Origin of the sequence: Pseudomonas sp. W5-36, from assembly GCF_046540455.1 — a bacterium.
GTDB lineage: Bacteria > Pseudomonadota > Gammaproteobacteria > Pseudomonadales > Pseudomonadaceae > Aquipseudomonas > Aquipseudomonas graminis_B.
On the sequence record NZ_JAXCIQ010000024.1, the window covers coordinates 57,439 to 74,430 of the forward strand.

Below are 16,992 nucleotides of genomic sequence, written 5' to 3' on the forward strand. Positions count from 1 at the left end.
AAGATGGCACGCCCGACGCGGTATCTGCTTTACCTCGCGGTGTGTGCCGGGCTGTTCGGGATACTGCTGTATGACGTGACCTGGCACCCTGCCCGATACGAAAACGCGGCGGTGTCCTGCAACGCGATGGACGCAAAGCCACCGGTGTTGGCGCCGGGTCAGACGCTCACAGTGATGACCTGGAACATTCAATACCTGGCCGGCAAACGTTATGTCTTCTGGTACGACCTGCCCGACGGCAGCGGCCCGGATGAGCGGCCAACGCCAGAAGACCTGGCCTACAACCTCGATGAAGTCGCACGGGTTATCCGCGATGAGCAGCCGGACATCGTCTTGCTGCAGGAAGTCGACGACGGCGCGAAGAACACCGACTACGGCAATCAACTGGCCCTGCTCCAGGCGCGGGTCGCCGACCTGTACCCGTGCAGCAGCGAGGCGTTTTACTGGAGGTCCGACTTCGTGCCGGATCAACACATCTTCGGCAGTGTCGGCCGCAAGCTGGCAACGCTGAGCCGCTACCAGATGGACAGCGCCGAACGCCTGCAACTGCCCTCGCCGCCAGGCCATTTCATTAGCCGACTGTTTCAACCCCAGCCTGCGCTACTGGTCAGCTACCTGCCGCTCAAAGATGGCGGGCGCCTGGCAGTGACGAATACGCATTTAAGCGATGCCGAATCGGGCGGCGACGTGCAACAGCGGCAAGCAGCGTCGGTTCGTCAGTTGCAACAAGCCTTCGAGCAGAACGGGACGCTGTGGATAAGCGGTGGCGATTTCAATCTACTGCCGCAGGGGCAATATCAGCGACTGCCTGCCGGACAGCGCGCGCCGTATTCGGCGGAGAGCGAGCTGCGCAGCTTGTGGGAAAGCTTCCCGATGATCCCGAGCAATGAAGACGTAGCCGGTGAGGATCGTCGCACGTGGTATACCCGCTTCCCCAACGACCCGAGCATCAGCGGCCCGGACCGGACGCAGGACTTTTTGTTCTACAGCCCGAAGCTGAAGCGGGTGGAGGCGCGGGTGAGGCAGGCGGATACCCTGTTGATCTCTGATCACATGCCGGTGATTGCGCGATTCAGGGTACCGGCGAAGGTCGAGTAGAAAAGCGCCTCTAAAGCCTGCTTCCCAGGTGCATGGCAGGGGCGCTTGATCTGAACAGACCAGTGCCGGATTGCCCGGCACCGGTCGCTGCCATCAGAACGTGACGCTGGCCGTCAGCCGCGCGGTTCGGAGCGCCCCCTCCTCGACCTGGAGCGTGCTGCTGCCCGTGGTGGCCGGGTAGTATTCCTTGTTGAACAGGTTGTCGATGTTCAACTGCAGGCTGGTCTTGTAGTCATGGGTGGGCAAATCCCAGCGCACGAAGGCATCGGCCGTTGTGTAGCTGTCCAGCCAGAAGCTGTTGGCGTCGTCCCCCGGCCGCTCTCCGACGTATCGGGCACCTGCACCGACATGCCACTTACCGGTTTCGGCAGGCAGTGCGAGTTGATGGCTGAGGTACAGGCTCGCAGTATGCATCGGCGCATTGGGCAAGCGGTTGCCTTCCTGCTCGGGTGATTCCTGGTTTTTCAGCACTTCCGTGTGGTCGTAGGCGTAGGTGCCAATGATGCTCCAGTTACGCGCTATCTCTCCGGTCACATCCAGCTCAACCCCTCGTGAGCGGGCCTTCCCCACCGCTTCGTCGATGCTGTCGCCGTTGCTTTGCAGCACGCTGTTCACAAGGTTCTTCTTGACGATGTCATACACGGCCAGGTTCACATTGAGCGCCTGGACCGGGCTGTATTTGATGCCGACTTCGTAGCTGCGCCCTTCGGTAGGCTTGAAGCTGTTGCCCGCGTCGTCAGCATCGTTAGGCACGAAGGAACGGCTGTAGTTGGCGTAGAGCGCAACGTTGTCGGCCGGCTGATAAACAACGCCGCCAAAAGGGAGAAACTTGTCGCCGTTGGAGTCGGCGCCCGGTGCGTACGAACTGCCCAGCCCCTGATCGCTGTATTGATCCCAGTGTTCCTGACGCCCCCCGAATACCAGAATCCAGCGATCATTGAGGTGCCAGTTGTCCTTGAAGTATGCCGAGGTAGTGACCAGGTTATTTTCGGCGTTGCTCTGGACCGCGCTGACCGTCGAAGGCTCAGCCAGATTGCCGTAGGTGGGGTCCTGAATGTTGAGGTTGCCGGTGGTGCTGCTGGCATTGCGATAGGTTTTACCGCGGTATTTATCCAGCGACTCGTTGTCCACCCCAACGACGATCTCATGCCTCTGGCCGAACAACTGCTGATCGCCTATGAAGTCCAGAGCGGTATAGCGGCTCTCATAATCATAGTGCCCGCCGTTGGCAATCCGGCGCAGGGTGTCGCCTTTCAAGGTGCTCGGCTGTGCAATCGCCAGGCTGTAACGATCCTCGGTCCATCCATACGTCAACCGGCTTCGCCAGGCGTCATTGAGCTGGTACTCGAACTTCGCGGTGGTGCTTTGGCTGATGCCGACGGTCTTGGCCCAGCGCTCATCCAGACGGTCGCGGTAACTGATGTCGGCGGGGTGGCCATTGGCAAACACGGTGCCGCGGTCAAAGGGGCTCGCGTAATCGTTGTAGGTGTAGGCCAGCGAGAAACTGGCGCGGTCGCCCACCCAGGCGATCGATGGCGCAATCAGCGTGTGCTCATCGACACCATAATTACGCCAGTAGTCCTCGTGGGAGCGCTCGGCAACCAGCCGATAAGCCAGGTTGGTATCGCCCAGCGGCCCAGTGGTGTCCAGACCAAACGTCCCGCCGCCTTCACTGTAACCAGACCCGGTCAGAGTCGTGCTTTGGGTGAACTGCGGCTGCTTGCTGATCACATTGATCAGCCCGCCCGGCTCCAGCGCGCCGTACATGAGCGATGCCGGGCCTTTCAGCACTTCTACGTGATCGGTGGTGGCGCCGAGATTGCGGCCGATCGCCGAGCGCACCCCGTCCCGCAAAATGGAGTTGTCGTCGTTGCTGCCAAATCCGCGCTTGATGACAGCGTCCTTCGTGCCCCCCAACGTATTCGTCTGGGACACCCCACTGACAAAGCGCATGGCGTCGTTGAGGTCTTTGACCTGGTAGTCATCCAGGGTTTGCGCAGTGACCGTGTTGACGGTCTGTGCTTCATCCCGATTCTGGGTGGAGGTCTTGCTGGCCGTACTCCCTTCAGAAAGCGTATAGCTCCCCGAGCCGTCAGCTGCATCGCGTGTGGACTGGATGACACTGGGCGCCAGCTCGGTAACCGTCTGAGCGGCCATTGCAAGACCAGGTAGGGCAGAACACAGCAGGACCGATGCATGAGTCCGGTTAAAGAGCTTGACCACGAGCTGACTCCGTAATGAAAAGAACGCTAATGCGATTCGTTACTATTACACGGGTTGAACTCGTATTTACCTCACATGGCTGCTGAAGTTTTTTTTGATCCGCTCGGGGTCATGCCTTTGTGCAGCCGATCACTTCCTCGGCTTCACCCGCGCGGTCGGTTCGGCGATCAACGGATCGTCCGGCCAATAGTGCTTCGGGTAACGGCCTTTCAAATCCTTCTTCACCTCGGCATAGGTGCTGCGCCAGAAGTTGGCGAGGTCCTGGGTGACTTGCACCGGGCGGCGTGCGGGGGACAGCAGGTGCAGCTTGACGATCTGCCGGCCGTTGGCGATGCGCGGGGTGTCGGCCAGGCCGAAGAGTTCCTGCAGGCGCACCGCCAGAATGGGCGGGGACTCGCTGTAATCCAGGCGCACCGATGAACCCGACGGCACGGTCAGGTGATGCGGCGCCAGTTCGTCGAGCCGCTGGGGCAAGGGCCATGGCAGCAGGTTGTGGAGGATCGATGACAGGTCCAGATTGCCAAAGTGGCTCAGTCGCGTGACCTTGCCCAGGTACGGCAGCAACCAGTGCTCCAGCGTCGCCAGCAAGCCATCGTTGCTCACGTCCGGCCACTCGCTTTCGCTCAGCTTTTGGAGATCCATCTGACGCAACAGGCCGACTCGCGCCTGCCACTGGCGCAGCTCCGGTGTCCATGGCAGCAGCTCCAGCCCTTTGCGCCGCACCAGCGCCAGCAACGCCTGCCCCCGTGCTGAATCGTCCAGCCCGGTGAGCGGCTCGCGGCTGATGATCAGTTCACCGGCCTTGCGCTGACGTTCGGCGCGGAATACGCCCTCGCGCTCGTCCCAATCCAGTTGATCGAACTGCGTCACCTGTTCGGCGAGCACTGTGTTGAACAGGTCGGGATCGAACTCGGCGGCCAGATAAATACGCTCCTCGCGCTGGCCCTGGCGGCTGCCCAGGTCGGCCACCACCAGCCACGGCTGTTTCATCAATGCGTCAGGCTCGGCGAACAAGGCGGCACGGCCGTTGGCGAGTCGATACTCCGCGCCGCCAGCACGGCGTTGTTGTGCGACGCGATCGGGATAGGCCAGCGCCAGCAGCGCGCCGAGCCAGCGCGGGTGATCAGGATCGACGACCGGTTTCCGGGCCGCGCCCCTCAGATAACCCCGATATTGGCGGGACAACTGCCGCGCTCGCTGCACGCCGCCCTGTGCGCCTTTCGCGGCGCGTTCTGCCCCCGCCAGCAACGTGAGCCGACTGTGCAGATCGGCACCGGCGCCGCGCAAAATGTCGCGCTCGCCCAGCAACGCTGCGACGTCGCACGCCAGTGGTCCCAGACCCAGTTCGTGACCGCGCAGCAGCAAATGGGCGATGCGTGGATGCGCGGGCACCTCCGCCATCGACTGGCCGTGAGGCGTGAGTTTCCAGTCTTCGCCCGGCTTGCGCGTCAGAGCGCCCAGCCGAGCCAGCAGGTCTTGCGCCTGGGCGTACGCGGCGGCAGGCGGCAGGTCCAGCCACGTCAGCTGCGCCGGTTCGACGCCCCACCGCGCCAGTTGCAACGCCAGGCCGGCGAGGTCGGCCTGAAGGATTTCCGCCGCGCCGTAGGCCGCCAATTGATCGTGCTGAGCCTCGGACCACAGCCGATAACAGACGCCCGGCTCAAGCCGCCCTGCCCGACCCGCCCGCTGAGTGGCGCTGGCCCGGGAAATCCGCTGGGTGTCGAGGCGCGTCATGCCGCTGCCAGGATCGAAACGCGGCACCCGCGCCAGCCCCGCGTCGATGACCACCCGCACGCCATCAATGGTCAGGCTGGTCTCGGCGATGTTGGTGGCCAGCACGACTTTGCGTTTCCCCTTGGGCGCGGGTTCGATTGCCGCGCGCTGAGCGCTCAGGTCGAGCTCGCCATGCAGCGGACACAGCAGCACGTCGCTGCGATCGCCCACCGCTTCAATCAGCTGCTGATTGACCCGACGGATTTCGGCCTGCCCCGGCAGGAAAACCAGCACGCTGCCGGACTCGCTGCCCAGCGCATCGAGCACGGTCTGCACCACCCGCGGCTCGATGAACTCCCCCGGCTGAAACGGCCGCCCCCACTGCATAGACACCGGGAACATGCGCCCTTCGCTGCTGATCACCGGCGCATCGTTGAGCAAGCTCGACAGCCGCGCGCCTTCGAGCGTCGCCGACATCAGCAGAATCTTCAGCGGCTGCTCGTCACGAAACAGCGCGCGACCGTTCAGGCTTAGCGCCAGCGCGAGATCGGCGTCGAGGCTTCTTTCATGAAATTCGTCGAAAATAAGGAGGCCGACACCTTCCAGCGAAGGGTCCTCCTGCAAGCGTCGCGTGAGAATGCCCTCGGTGACCACTTCAATGCGCGTGTTGGGGCCGACTTTGCTGTCCAGGCGAATCCGATAACCCACCGTCTCGCCGACGCCCTCCCCCAGCTCGCTCGCCAGTCTTTCAGCAGCAGCACGAGCAGCCAGACGCCGTGGCTCAAGCATGAGGATCGTTTGTCCACCCAGCCACGACTCGTGCAAAAGCGCGAGCGGCACCCGGGTGGTCTTGCCTGCGCCCGGCGGCGCTTCGAGCACGGCCTCATCCCGGTCGGCAAGGGCCTGGCGCAAGGCAGGGAGAACGGCTTCGATGGGCAAAGAATTCATGGTGGCTCCCAGATCAGCCGGGGAGTATACCCACGAGCATCGCAGGCCCCCAGCCTGTGTGGGGATGCGTTTGCGAAGGGCGCCAGAGAACAGCGTGCTGCCGATTCTCAAACGCCGGAAACAAGGAAGCCCCGCAAGCGGGGCCACAACTTAACCTAGTCTCATCACCGTTTCAAAAGCCCGGGAGTGGAGGTGCTAGGGCAGCGACGCAAATTTATCACAGAACCCTCGCCGGCGAATTCTCGAAATCGATGCCCTCGCCCATGACCTGCTTAATGGATCCTGAACAGGCGCGGAATCCAGCTCGAAATCAGCTTTCGCTCATCTGCCTTCAACGAACTGTCTTCCCACACGGATACTCTTATTGATTAGGCATTTGCCTTGTATAGTTGCGCCTTCTTCTGAGGAGATCCCCATGCGCATTCCATCCCGTTTGATTGGCGGTGTTCTGGTCGCCACCCTGCTGACGCAACTGACTGCCTGCGGCAGTATTTTCTACCCGGATCGTCGCGGCCAGATTCAGGGCAGCGGGCGAATGGACCCGGCGATCGTGATACTCGACGCCATCGGCCTGTTGTTCTACATCATTCCCGGCGTGATCGCGTTCGGCGTGGACTTCGCCACTGGCGCGATCTATCTGCCAGGCGGCACTCACGCTCAGATCGATCCGCAAAAGCTTGAACCGGCGGTGCGCACTGACGGCACCGTCGACAACGCCAAGCTGCAAGCCATCATTCAAACAGAGCTCGGCCGTACCCTGCCGCTGGATGATCCTCGTCTGATCCAGCACAAAGGCAGCACCCAGCAGCTTGCCTCCCTGGGCCTTGTACCGTCCGCTTGAGTCTGTGATTTAAAGGAAGCGCCATGAGCACCAGTCCCGAACACGCCCGCTTATTGCGTCTGGCAACCCGCGCCTCGCTTGCCGTGGCGAGCATTCTGATCGTTGCCAAAGCGGTTGCGTGGTGGCTCAGCGGCTCAGTGAGTCTGCTGGCCGGCCTTACGGACTCGATGCTCGACGGCGCGGCGTCTTTCCTCAATCTGCTGGCCGTGCATTACGCGCTGCGTCCCGCCGACGATGATCATCGCTATGGCCACGGCAAGGCCGAGGCGTTGTCGGGCATGGCCCAGGCGCTGTTCATCGCGGTAAGTGCGTTTTTGATCGGCTTTCAGGCGGTGGACCGCATCCAGCACCCTCAGCCCCTCGGCGCTCCCGGGTTGGGTTTGCTGGTGATGGTGTTGTCGATTGGTCTGACGATTGCCTTGCTGATGTTGCAGCACCGCGTGGTAAAGGCAACCGGTTCGGCGGCGATCCGCGCCGATTCCCTGCATTATCGCTCTGACCTGCTGCTCAACTTCAGCATCATGCTGGCGCTGGGCTTGGCCTATTTCGGTTACTCCCAGCTGGACGCTTATTTCGGTCTGGCCATCGCGTTCTACATTTTGTGGAGCGCGATTTCCATTGCCCGAGAAACGGTGTCAGTGCTGATGGACGCTGAGCTGCCGGTCGATGTCAGCGCAAAAATGCTCGAGCTGGCCCAAGGCGTGCCGGGTGTGCTGGGTGCCCACGACCTGCGCACGCGGATTTCGGGCAATCACTGGTTTGTGCAGCTGCACCTGGAGTTGCCGGGCACGCTGACGCTGTCGGTGGCGCACGATTTGTGCGAGCGGGTGGAAGCGGCAATTCAGCACGAATTCCCCAAGGCCGAAGTGCTGGTGCACGCGGATCCGCAGGAAGTGGTGGGGCGTGAGGATGGACCGGTTTTGAATTGAGACGGTGGTAGGACCGGCTTTAGCCGGGAAGGCGTCTGGTGTCATACCGCAAATCTGATGGCGCTCGCACTGGCCTCTTCCCGGCTGAAGCCGGTCCTACTATCGGTGTGTACTTAGTGGGACTGGCTTTAGCAGGGAAGGCGTCGGTTCTCACACTGCAAATCTGATGGTGTGCACCCCGGCGTCTTCCCGGCTAAAGTCGGTCCTACAAAAACAGTGCGCTGCGCATTGTGCATCCCAGGCTACATCCCGCACTCACTGCTGAATGCTATACCCCCGCCCTGCATAACAACTGGCCATCGCCTGACGGTAGACACCCAGCACTTCCGGTGCCGGCTGAAAGGCCGCGCCTGCCGGGTCGAAATTGCTCTGCTGCACGGCGTAGCGGTAGCAGTCGTAGCGGTCCTGTTCGATTTCCTGTTGCGGCTTGCCTTCGGGCGGATAGGCGACAACGTCATAGGGATTCGCGGCCTGCTGAACGGGCTGCGGCTGCTGCGGCGAGTACACCGGTTCGACGTTCTGGGGAGGCTCGGCGACCACATATTCCTGGGTGTTCTGCTCGTAGGTGTAGTAAGTGCCGGCGGCGACGAAGAACAGCGCACTGCCAAGCCAGACCTGTTGAGCGTAGTCAGGCAGATAGCGCACGCGGACACCCCGTGGGGGCTGGACGACCACATAACGCGGGCCCTGTGGGCGATACCAATAGCCGCCTGAGTAGAAGTAGTCCCCGCCGCGATACGGCACGCGGGAATACCCGCCCGGCATGCGATCGATTTCGTAACCCGGGCGATAGCGCGGGCCCGAACCCCAACCATCGCCATGACCACCGGGACGGCCGGGCTGCCAGTTACCGTTATCAGGACGACGGTCGCCGTCGCGCCAGCGGTTGTCTCGGGGCTGGTCGCGGTAGAAGCCCTGCCGCGGCTCCTGGGTCTGAACCACTGTGTCCGGCCGACCCTGAATCGGCAGGCCGCCTTGGCGATCCTGCAACTGACGCTGTTGCTGCTGCTCTTGCTGGCGTCGTTGCTGATCCTGCTGTTGCTGGCGCTGTTGTTGCTGTTGCTGTTGCTGCTGTTGGCGTTGATCGTCGCGCAGGTCGCGCTCGCGTTCCTGCTGCTGGCGCTGCTGATTGGCGCGCTCTTGCTGGTTCTGCTGAATCTGGCGGTTTTGCTGCAGCTGCTCCTGCTGCTCCTGCTGCCGCTGCTGCTGTTGTTGCTGCTGCTGCGCCTGCTGTTGGCGTTGCTGCTGACGCTGCTGATCGTCGGCAAATCCGCGCTGCTTCTCCTGCTGCTGACGCTGCATCTCGAACCCGCGCTGTTGCTGTTGGCGCTGCTGCTGTTGTTGCTGTTGCTGTTGCTGTTGCTGCTGATTATTGTCGTCGGCCCACACCTGAGCACCGATGCTCAAGGCCAAGAGACTGACACCTGCCAAACGCCAGATGCGCGTGTTCATGCTTTCCTCACTGCGGCGCGGATACCTGTTGATAGGACTGCTAGTCGGGTGCGCCGTTCGCCGCACTCTATCAGCGTGGCGGATGAAACTGTAGAAGCACCACTGCGGCCTGAGCTGAAAGGCAGGCACAAAAAAAGAGGGCTCAATGGCCCTCTCTGGAATGCTTCGTCCTGGCTCGACGCTTTTGACGTCGGCTCACCTCGCATCGTCTTCTGGACAGTGCGTAGCCCGGTGGCCTGCTCAACCCTGTCGGGTTGGAGACCGCGGCTGGCCTGATTCGGCGGGCCGCGCTGGACGCTGTGTCCGGGCAGTGATTCTGGTTAAAAGAATAGGCTTTGGGAGACGACACAGGATTGCGAATATTGCTGATGAAAACACCACTTGCGCAATAATTCACTTCAGATTAATAATCCTGCGCAATCCATTCAATAAAGGCGCTTATGGTGAGCAAGCTCGACAGATATGACTTGAGTATTTTGGCCGAACTGCAAAAGGACGCGCGCATTTCCAATCAGGAGCTGGCCGAGCGCATTGGCCTGTCGCCTTCACCCTGCTCGCGTCGCGTCAAGCAGCTGGAAGACGATGGTTATATCGTGGGGCAGGTCGCGCTGCTGGACCGCAAGAAGCTGGGCCTTAGCCTGACGGCCTACGTGCTGATCGGCATGGACCGCCATACGCCCGACCGCTTCGAGAATTTCGAGCAGCACATCCGCAACCTGCCGCAGGTGCTGGAATGCAGCCTGGTCACCGGTATCGACGCCGACTACCAGTTGAAGGTCGTCGTCCCGGACATGGATCACTATCAGAAATTTCTGCTCGGCCACCTGACCCGCATCGACGGTGTGACCAGCGTGCGCTCCAGCTTCGTGCTCAATCAGGTTCTGGCGAGCACCGAACTCCCGCTGGTGCATTTACGCGGCTGAGCTGCACCGGCGCAGATACAGGTTTTTGTGGGAGCGACCGGGGTTGCGTTTGCTTCGCGAGGGCCTGTCTGTTCACTCAAAGCTTCGCCGGCACTTCCCGCCACTGCCCCTGATCCAGCCCATCAAGGCACCAGTCGCCAATCCGCACGCGGACCAGTCGCAACGTCGGCAGACCGACCGCTGCGGTCATCCTGCGCACTTGGCGGTTGCGTCCTTCTTTGATCACCAACTCCAGCCAGCTCGTCGGCACGCTTTTGCGAAAGCGCACCGGCGGGTTGCGCGGCCACAGTTCCGGCTCGTCCAGTTGCCGGGCCTGGGCAGGCAAGGTCGGGCCGTCGTTCAGCTCGACGCCGTCACGCAGCTTCTGCAGTTGCTCTTCCGTCGGCTCGCCTTCCACTTGCACCCAGTAGGTTTTCGCCAGCTTGTGCCTGGGGTCGGCGATGCGCGCTTGCAACTGGCCGTCGTTGGTCAGCAGCAGCAAGCCTTCGCTGTCGCGGTCCAGGCGACCGGCCGGGTAGATGCCAGGGATCTCGATGAAATCCTTGAGCGTCGCCCGGCCCTCGCCATCGCTGAACTGGGTCAGCACGTCGAAGGGTTTGTTGAACAGAATCAGCCGAGGTTCGGCGGGCGGTGCTTTGGCGACACGCCGAGGCGCACCGGGACGATCGGGTGAAGGACGGCGGGGATCAGGACGTTGATTGCGGGGCATGGGAAACCGGTAAAGATGACGGGAACAGAAAAGATCACTAAACAGAAAGGGCCACTTTAGTGGCCCTTTCGTTGAACGCCTAGCGCCTTAACGGAGCCCTTAGCGGAACGGCGGTTCGTCGAAGCTGCGCAGCTTGCGCGAATGCAGCGAGTTGAGCTGCGTGCGCATCAAGTCCAGCGCGGCGATGCCGATCTTCAAATGCTGGGTGACCGCACGCTCGTAAAATGCGTTGGCCGAACCCGGCAGCTTGATCTCGCTGTGCAGCGGTTTGTCCGAGACACAGAGCAAGGTCCCGTAAGGCACCCGCAGGCGATAACCCTGGGCAGCGATGGTGCCGCTTTCCATGTCCACCGCAACAGCGCGGGACAGGTTGATCAGCGGCCGCTCCTGAGCCCAGCGCAGTTCCCAGTTGCGATCGTCGTAAGTCAGGACCGTGCCGGTGCGCAGACGCTTCTTCAGATCGTCGCCGCGTTCGCCGGTGACTTGGGCGGCTGATTCCTGCAACGCCAACTGCACCTCGGCCAGGGCCGGGATCGGGATATTCGGCGGCAGCACGCGGTCAAGAATGCCGTCGCGACGCATGTAGGCGTGGGCGAGGACGTAGTCACCGATGGTCTGCGACTGACGCAGGCCGCCGCAGTGACCAATCATCAGCCAGCAATGCGGACGCAATACCGCGAGGTGGTCGGTGATGTTCTTGGCGTTGGACGGGCCAACGCCGATGTTGACCAATGTCACGCCATGGCCGTCTTCGGCGATCAGGTGGTACGCCGGCATCTGGTAACGGTGCCAGACCACGCCGGAGACGATGGCCTGGGCTTCGCCGTAATCCATGCTCTTGTCGACGACGACGTTACCCGGGAGGACCATCTTCACGAAGCGCGGGTCATCGCGCAGTTTTTCCAGCCCATGCACGATGAACTGGTCGACGTAGCGGTGGTAGTTGGTCAGCAGGATCCACGGCTGAACATGGCGCCAGTCGCTGCCGGTGTAATGCACCAGACGGCGAAGCGAGAAATCCACCCGGGCGGCGTCGAACAGCGCGAGCGGCAGCGGATCGGTGTTGGCCCAGTCGTACAGACCGTCAGCGATGCCATCGGTGGCCGCCGACAAATCGGTGCTCGGGAAGACACGCGCAAGGGTCGCGGCGGTGACGCCGGTACCGGCCAGCTCATCGCCCTGCTCGACCACGTAGGGGTACGGAATGTTCTGCTCGCTGACGCCCACTTCCACCGTCACGGTGAAGTCGTTCATCAGCGGCACAAGCTGTTCGAGCAAATATTTGCGGAACGCCGCCGGGTGGGTGACGGTGACGCTGTAGGTGCCCGGCAGCTGAACCTTGGCGTAGGCGCGGGTGGTCAGCGGCACTTCGCCCTGGCAGTGATAGGTCAGACGCAGTTCGGGGTAGCGAAACGTCAGACGCTCGGCGGCGGTAGGTTCGACGCGGTCTTTCAGGTAGCGCTTGAGCGCCTGGCTCAAGGCGGTGGTTGCCCGTGCGTGCAGCTCAGCGAGCCGGTCCACGGCGTGTTCGGCAGTTTCTACGACAATGAAAGCTTCGGTCACGATGCATATCCTTCTTATCTTGCAAGCGCATATCTTGCCTGCAACAGATGACGAAGGCACGAGTTGCCTGTGGCCGACGCGGCAATGGACGCGTTATAGCTGCGGCGATGACCGCGCGACCAGCGCCTGAACATCCATCCCGCGCGGCAAGGCGCCGTAGACGCGTCCCGGCCGCTCAAGGCGTCCGGCGATAAACCCGTCGCTGACCACGGCATTGCCCGCTTCCAGCAGCAGCTTTGCCTGCAACGCGACGGCGATGTCTTCGGTCAGTTGCCGGGCGCGGTACTGAATGTCGCCGGTGTCCTGAAATGCCTGCTTCAACTGCTGAATATGCGCGGCCAGACGCGTGTCGCCATGACCGTCGCCAAGCTCATCGAACAGCGCATCCAGCACGCCCGGTTCTTTGGATAACGCCCGCAGGACGTCCAGGCACTGCACGTTGCCGGAGCCTTCCCAGGTCGAATTGACCGGCGCCTCACGGTAGAGGCGCGGCAGAATGGTGTCCTCCACATAGCCTGCACCACCCATGCATTCCGCCGCTTCGTTGATCATGGCCGGCGCGCGCTTGCAGATCCAGTACTTGCCCACCGCCGTCACCAGTCGTGCGAAACGGGCTTCGTGGCCGTCGTCCAGACGCTCCAGCGAGCGTCCCATGCGCAGGGTCAGCGCGAGGGCCGCTTCACTTTCCAGCGCCAGATCGGCGAGCACGTTTTGCATGAGCGGCTGCTCACTGAGCAAGCGACCACTGACGCTGCGGTGGGCGCAATGGTGCGCGGCCTGGGTCAGCGCCTGACGCATCAACGCGCTGGAACCGGTCATGCAATCGAAGCGAGTCATCGCCACCATTTCGATGATGGTCGGCACGCCGCGCCCCTCCTCGCCCACCATCCACGCCAGGGCGCCGCGGAATTCCACTTCGCTGGAGGCATTGGACCAGTTGCCCAGTTTGTTCTTCAGCCGCTGTATGTAGAACGCGTTGCGGGTGTCGTCCGGGCGATGGCGCGGCAGCAGGAAACAGGTCAGGCCCTTGTCGGTCTGCGCCAGGGTGAGAAAGGCGTCGCACATGGGCGCCGAGCAAAACCATTTGTGCCCGACCAGTTCATAGGCCTGACCGGGCCCGGGCTGGCCGACAGGATAGGCCCGCGTTGTGTTGGCGCGCACGTCGGTGCCGCCCTGTTTCTCCGTCATGGCCATGCCGATGGTGGCGCCGGCCTTGTGGGCGATGCCGACGTTGCGCGGGTCGTAGTGGGTGGCGAGGACCTTCGGCAGCCAGATCTCGGCCAGGTCCGGTTGAAGGCGCAGGGCCGGGACGCTGGCGAAGGTCATGGTCAGCGGACAACCGCTGCCGGCTTCGGCCTGGGTGTGCAGATAGCTCATCGCCGCGCGGGCGACGTGGGCACCTTCCCTGGGATCGGTCCACGGCAGCGACGGGATGCCGTGCTCGACGGCGGTTTGCATCAACTGGTGGTACGCAGGATGAAACTCCACCAGATCGATGCGATGGCCGTAGCGATCATGGCTGGCGAACACCGGCTTGTTCTGGTTGGCGAGAAAACCCGCTTCCATCAACGGGCCGCCGGCCAGCGCGCCATAGGCGTCGATTCGGTCCCGTGCCCAGCCTGCTCCGAAACGTCGCGACCACTCCTGCAGCGGCAGGTCGATGCGATACAGGTTGGTGCCGTCCAGAGAAGGCGGCTGATTGGTGACCTCGTGGGTCTCGGCGAACTGATGCAGATTGATGGGCTGGTCCATGAGGCGACTCCGGTCCGGGCAGCACAGGGCGGTTGTGCTGCTGACCTAGTGAATCACGCACCCAGCCCCGGCGACAGCGCCATAGAAGACGAAATCACGGCGGTTTTGCCTTGTGGGCGCACGATCTCGGAATGGATGCAGATCAACTGTAGGAGCGTGGCTTGTCCCGCGATCTGGCGCGGAGCGGCAGCACACTTGGCATCGATTTCTCCTGATCCACCGCATGCGCCGATTCGACGACCGGTTCCCGGCCGATCGCGGGACAAGCCACGCTCCTACACCGATTGCGTGGCGATCTGCACATCCAGGCTCAAGCGGAACTGGCTGCCATTGCCCGGTTCGGACTGATGGCTCAGGCGCCCGCCCTGCAATTCAATCAACTGTCGGCAAATCGCCAGGCCGATGCCCAGCCCGCCGTATTCCCGCGTCGTCGATCCATCCACCTGGAAGAAGTTGGCGTACAGCGTTTCTTCATCAAGTCGACTGAAGCCGATGCCGGTGTCGATGACGTCGATCACCAGCCGCACGTGCTCGGCGTCTGGGCGCTGGCCGTTGACGCGGATTCTGATCGAACCGGTTTTGGTGAACTTGATCGCGTTGTCCAGCAGGCACTCCAGGCACTGGCGCAACTTGACGCCGTCACCTTCAAGGCTGTCCGGCAGCGTTTCGTCCAGCTCCACACTCAGCGCCAACGCCTTGCTGCGGGCCAGCGGCTCGAAGCCACTGCGCAGCTGAAACAGCACATGACGCAGGCTGAACGGCTCGCTACGCACAGTCACCCGACCGGCTTGCAGTTCGGTCAGCGTGAGGATGCCGTTGACGATGCCCATCATGCTTTGCGCCGAATCGGCGGCGGTCTGGCGATACAGCTCGATCTCGCTCTGCGCCGCGTCCATCTGCATCAATTCCAGCGAACCGATCACGCCGTTCATGGGCGTGCGCAGTTCATGGGTGAGCGTCGCCAGAAACTCGTCTTTCAATCGGTTACTCACCGCCAGTTGCTGGTTGAGGGTTTCAAGCCCCTGCTGCGATTCCGCCATGATCTGCGCCTCACGCTCGCGCATGGCATTGATGCGGTCGGCCAGCGCCAGCGACAGCAATGCCACCTCGATCACCGAACCGATCTGGCTGGCGTACATGGTCCAGAAGGTGTTGGGCAGATGCCCCAGCAGCATGGTCGCGTTGACCACCCCGCCGATCAGGAACGCCGACCAGCCGATGATGAAGTACCGCGCGACCCGCCGGCCCTTGAACCACGCCGCCAGCCCGATCAACAGCACGACCGGCGTGAACAACAACACCAGCCCGGTCACCAGGCGCAGCGCAACGCCGTAATCCATGCTCAACGCGAGGGCCATGATCACCGCGGCGCAAACCATCATCACCCGCAGCGGCACGTCCAGCCAGCGCCCGAGGCTCGGCGTCTGCAGGAATTTACGGGTGAACTGGCTGGCAAACAGAATCGCGGCGGCGATGAGGAAGGTGGTTGAGGTATTGGCCCACCACGGGTTGTCCGGCCAGAAATACTCGATCGCCGCGCCGTTGACCGACACCTGATACAGGCCGAAAAAGGTGATGTAGAGGATGTAATACAGGTACGCGGTGTCGCGCACGCTGAGGTAGATGAACAGGTTGTAGACGAGCATCACCGCCAGCACGCCGTAAATCATGCCGAGGATGTACAGCCGCGACGGCTGCTCTTCTATATAGGCGTGACTGGCCCACAGATTGAGCGGCGCCTGCACCGAGCCGTGGCTGGCGACGCGCAGGTAAACGGTCTTGGTTTCGTGGGCGTTCAGGTTGAGATCGAACACGTAGTTGTTCTGCTTAACCTGCCGGCTGGCAAACGGCAGCATGTCGCCGGTCTGCCAGGCCAGACGGGGTCGCGCGTCGCCGTCGCCGAGGTAGAGATCAACGTGGTCCATCGGCGGGTAGGCCATTTCCAGCAGCCAGTCGGCGGACGCCAGCGGGTTGCCGGGGCGATACGTCAGACGCACCTTCAGCCAGAAAGCGGAGCGAGAGTACCCGGCGTTGAGCGACTGACCGGCAAGCGGTTGGAAGCGTGAGGCGCCCTCAGGGGACGAGACTTGCTGGATGGTTGCATCGCCGGTGGGGTATTCGAACACTTGGGTGTCGCGCCCCAGTGCCAGGCTGCGGGTCTTTTCATCAAAATCGACGGCGCTGGCGAACATCGGCAACAGGCAGAGCAGGAAGATCAGCACCAGGCGCATGGGGCACCGCCTTGGCACTGATGAAGTCCACGAGCTGCCGTGGGCAAATCGCACGGCTTCGCAATTCGGCGAGCGACCGCTGTATCGGTCGAATAGGTCAGCGGGCAGCGCACTTGCATTCACTCTTCTGGCGGAATGTATGAAGCGCCACAGGATAGCGACCGATAGCTCGGTGACACCATCTAAATCTGCGCATTGTGCGGGGCGGGTTTGTTCCCGTGTAGGACCGGCTTTAGCCGGGAAGGCGTCGGATGTCTCACCGCAAAATTGATGGCGTTTACACTGGCGCCTTCCCGGCTGAAGCCGGTCCTACTGAAACACAGCGTTCCCTTGTAGGACTGGCTTTAGCCGGGAAGGCGTCAGATGTCTCGCTGCAAAATCAAGGGTGAACGCACCAGCCCCTTCCCGGCTGAAGCCGGTCCTACTAAAACACCGCGTTCCCTTGTAGGACTGGCTTTAGCCGGGAAAGCGTCGGATGTCTCACCGCAAAATTGATGGTGTTTACACTGGCGCCTTCCCGGCTGAAGCCGGTCCTACTGAAACACAGCGTTCCCTTGTAGGACTGGCTTTAGCCGGGAAGGCGTCAGATGTCTCGCTGCAAAATCAAGGG

11 protein-coding genes and 1 pseudogene are annotated in these 16,992 nt (G+C 62.2%); 5 read left to right on the top strand and 7 right to left on the bottom strand.

Going from position 1 to position 16,992, the window contains the following annotated elements; all coding sequences use genetic code 11:
• Window positions 1-3 precede the first annotated feature (3 nt).
• Entirely contained in the window at window positions 4-1,098 is a 1,095-nt protein-coding gene (locus SLW74_RS25205; protein WP_410930469.1) for an endonuclease/exonuclease/phosphatase family protein, read from the top strand.
• 93 nt (window positions 1,099-1,191) lie between these two features.
• Here the strand turns inward: SLW74_RS25205 and SLW74_RS25210 are convergent, their stop codons facing one another.
• On the bottom strand, window positions 1,192-3,255 hold the full coding sequence (locus SLW74_RS25210) for a TonB-dependent siderophore receptor (RefSeq protein WP_410930470.1): 2,064 nt from the start codon (window positions 3,253-3,255) through the stop codon (window positions 1,192-1,194).
• Between the two features lie 195 nt (window positions 3,256-3,450).
• Window positions 3,451-5,982 (bottom strand): ATP-dependent helicase HrpB, encoded by a 2,532-nt coding sequence (hrpB, locus tag SLW74_RS25215; protein ID WP_410930471.1) that lies wholly within the window; start codon window positions 5,980-5,982, stop codon window positions 3,451-3,453.
• 415 nt (window positions 5,983-6,397) lie between these two features.
• On the opposite strand from hrpB, the gene SLW74_RS25220 reads away from it, so the two are divergent.
• Both SLW74_RS25220 and SLW74_RS25225 read left to right on the top strand, forming a co-directional pair.
• Window positions 6,398-6,823, top strand: coding sequence for a polyribonucleotide nucleotidyltransferase (locus tag SLW74_RS25220; RefSeq protein WP_065988349.1), 426 nt, complete (start codon window positions 6,398-6,400; stop codon window positions 6,821-6,823).
• 23 nt (window positions 6,824-6,846) lie between these two features.
• Window positions 6,847-7,752, top strand: coding sequence for a cation diffusion facilitator family transporter (locus tag SLW74_RS25225; RefSeq protein ID WP_065988350.1), 906 nt, complete (start codon window positions 6,847-6,849; stop codon window positions 7,750-7,752).
• Between the two features lie 255 nt (window positions 7,753-8,007).
• On the opposite strand, the gene SLW74_RS25230 is transcribed toward SLW74_RS25225, so the two are convergent.
• The gene (locus tag SLW74_RS25230; RefSeq protein ID WP_366927183.1) at window positions 8,008-8,742 is read right to left on the bottom strand and encodes a DUF6515 family protein; all 735 of its coding nucleotides are present in this window, start codon (window positions 8,740-8,742) and stop codon (window positions 8,008-8,010) included.
• A 33-nt stretch (window positions 8,743-8,775) separates the two neighbouring features.
• Between SLW74_RS25230 and SLW74_RS25235 the strand changes: the two genes are divergently transcribed.
• Both SLW74_RS25235 and SLW74_RS25240 read left to right on the top strand, forming a co-directional pair.
• Entirely contained in the window at window positions 8,776-9,480 is a 705-nt protein-coding gene (locus SLW74_RS25235) for a hypothetical protein (protein ID WP_410930472.1), read from the top strand.
• Window positions 9,481-9,644: 164 nt separating this feature from the next.
• Window positions 9,645-10,127 carry an Lrp/AsnC family transcriptional regulator gene (locus SLW74_RS25240; RefSeq protein ID WP_296315060.1) on the top strand — a complete coding sequence of 161 codons (483 nt, stop codon included), beginning with the start codon at window positions 9,645-9,647 and terminating at the stop codon, window positions 10,125-10,127.
• 76 nt (window positions 10,128-10,203) lie between these two features.
• Here the strand turns inward: SLW74_RS25240 and SLW74_RS25245 are convergent, their stop codons facing one another.
• From SLW74_RS25245 to SLW74_RS25260, 4 genes and pseudogenes are all read right to left on the bottom strand, one after another.
• Window positions 10,204-10,836 carry a pseudouridine synthase gene (locus SLW74_RS25245; RefSeq protein WP_410930473.1) on the bottom strand — a complete coding sequence of 211 codons (633 nt, stop codon included), beginning with the start codon at window positions 10,834-10,836 and terminating at the stop codon, window positions 10,204-10,206.
• Window positions 10,837-10,935: 99 nt separating this feature from the next.
• On the bottom strand, window positions 10,936-12,399 hold the full coding sequence (gene amn / locus SLW74_RS25250; protein WP_065988354.1) for an AMP nucleosidase: 1,464 nt from the start codon (window positions 12,397-12,399) through the stop codon (window positions 10,936-10,938).
• Between the two features lie 93 nt (window positions 12,400-12,492).
• The gene (locus SLW74_RS25255; RefSeq protein ID WP_410930474.1) at window positions 12,493-14,139 is read right to left on the bottom strand and encodes an acyl-CoA dehydrogenase family protein; all 1,647 of its coding nucleotides are present in this window, start codon (window positions 14,137-14,139) and stop codon (window positions 12,493-12,495) included.
• 305 nt (window positions 14,140-14,444) lie between these two features.
• Window positions 14,445-16,382, bottom strand: a pseudogene (locus tag SLW74_RS25260) (7TM diverse intracellular signaling domain-containing protein); the annotation flags it as partial.
• Window positions 16,383-16,992: the final 610 nt, after the last annotated feature.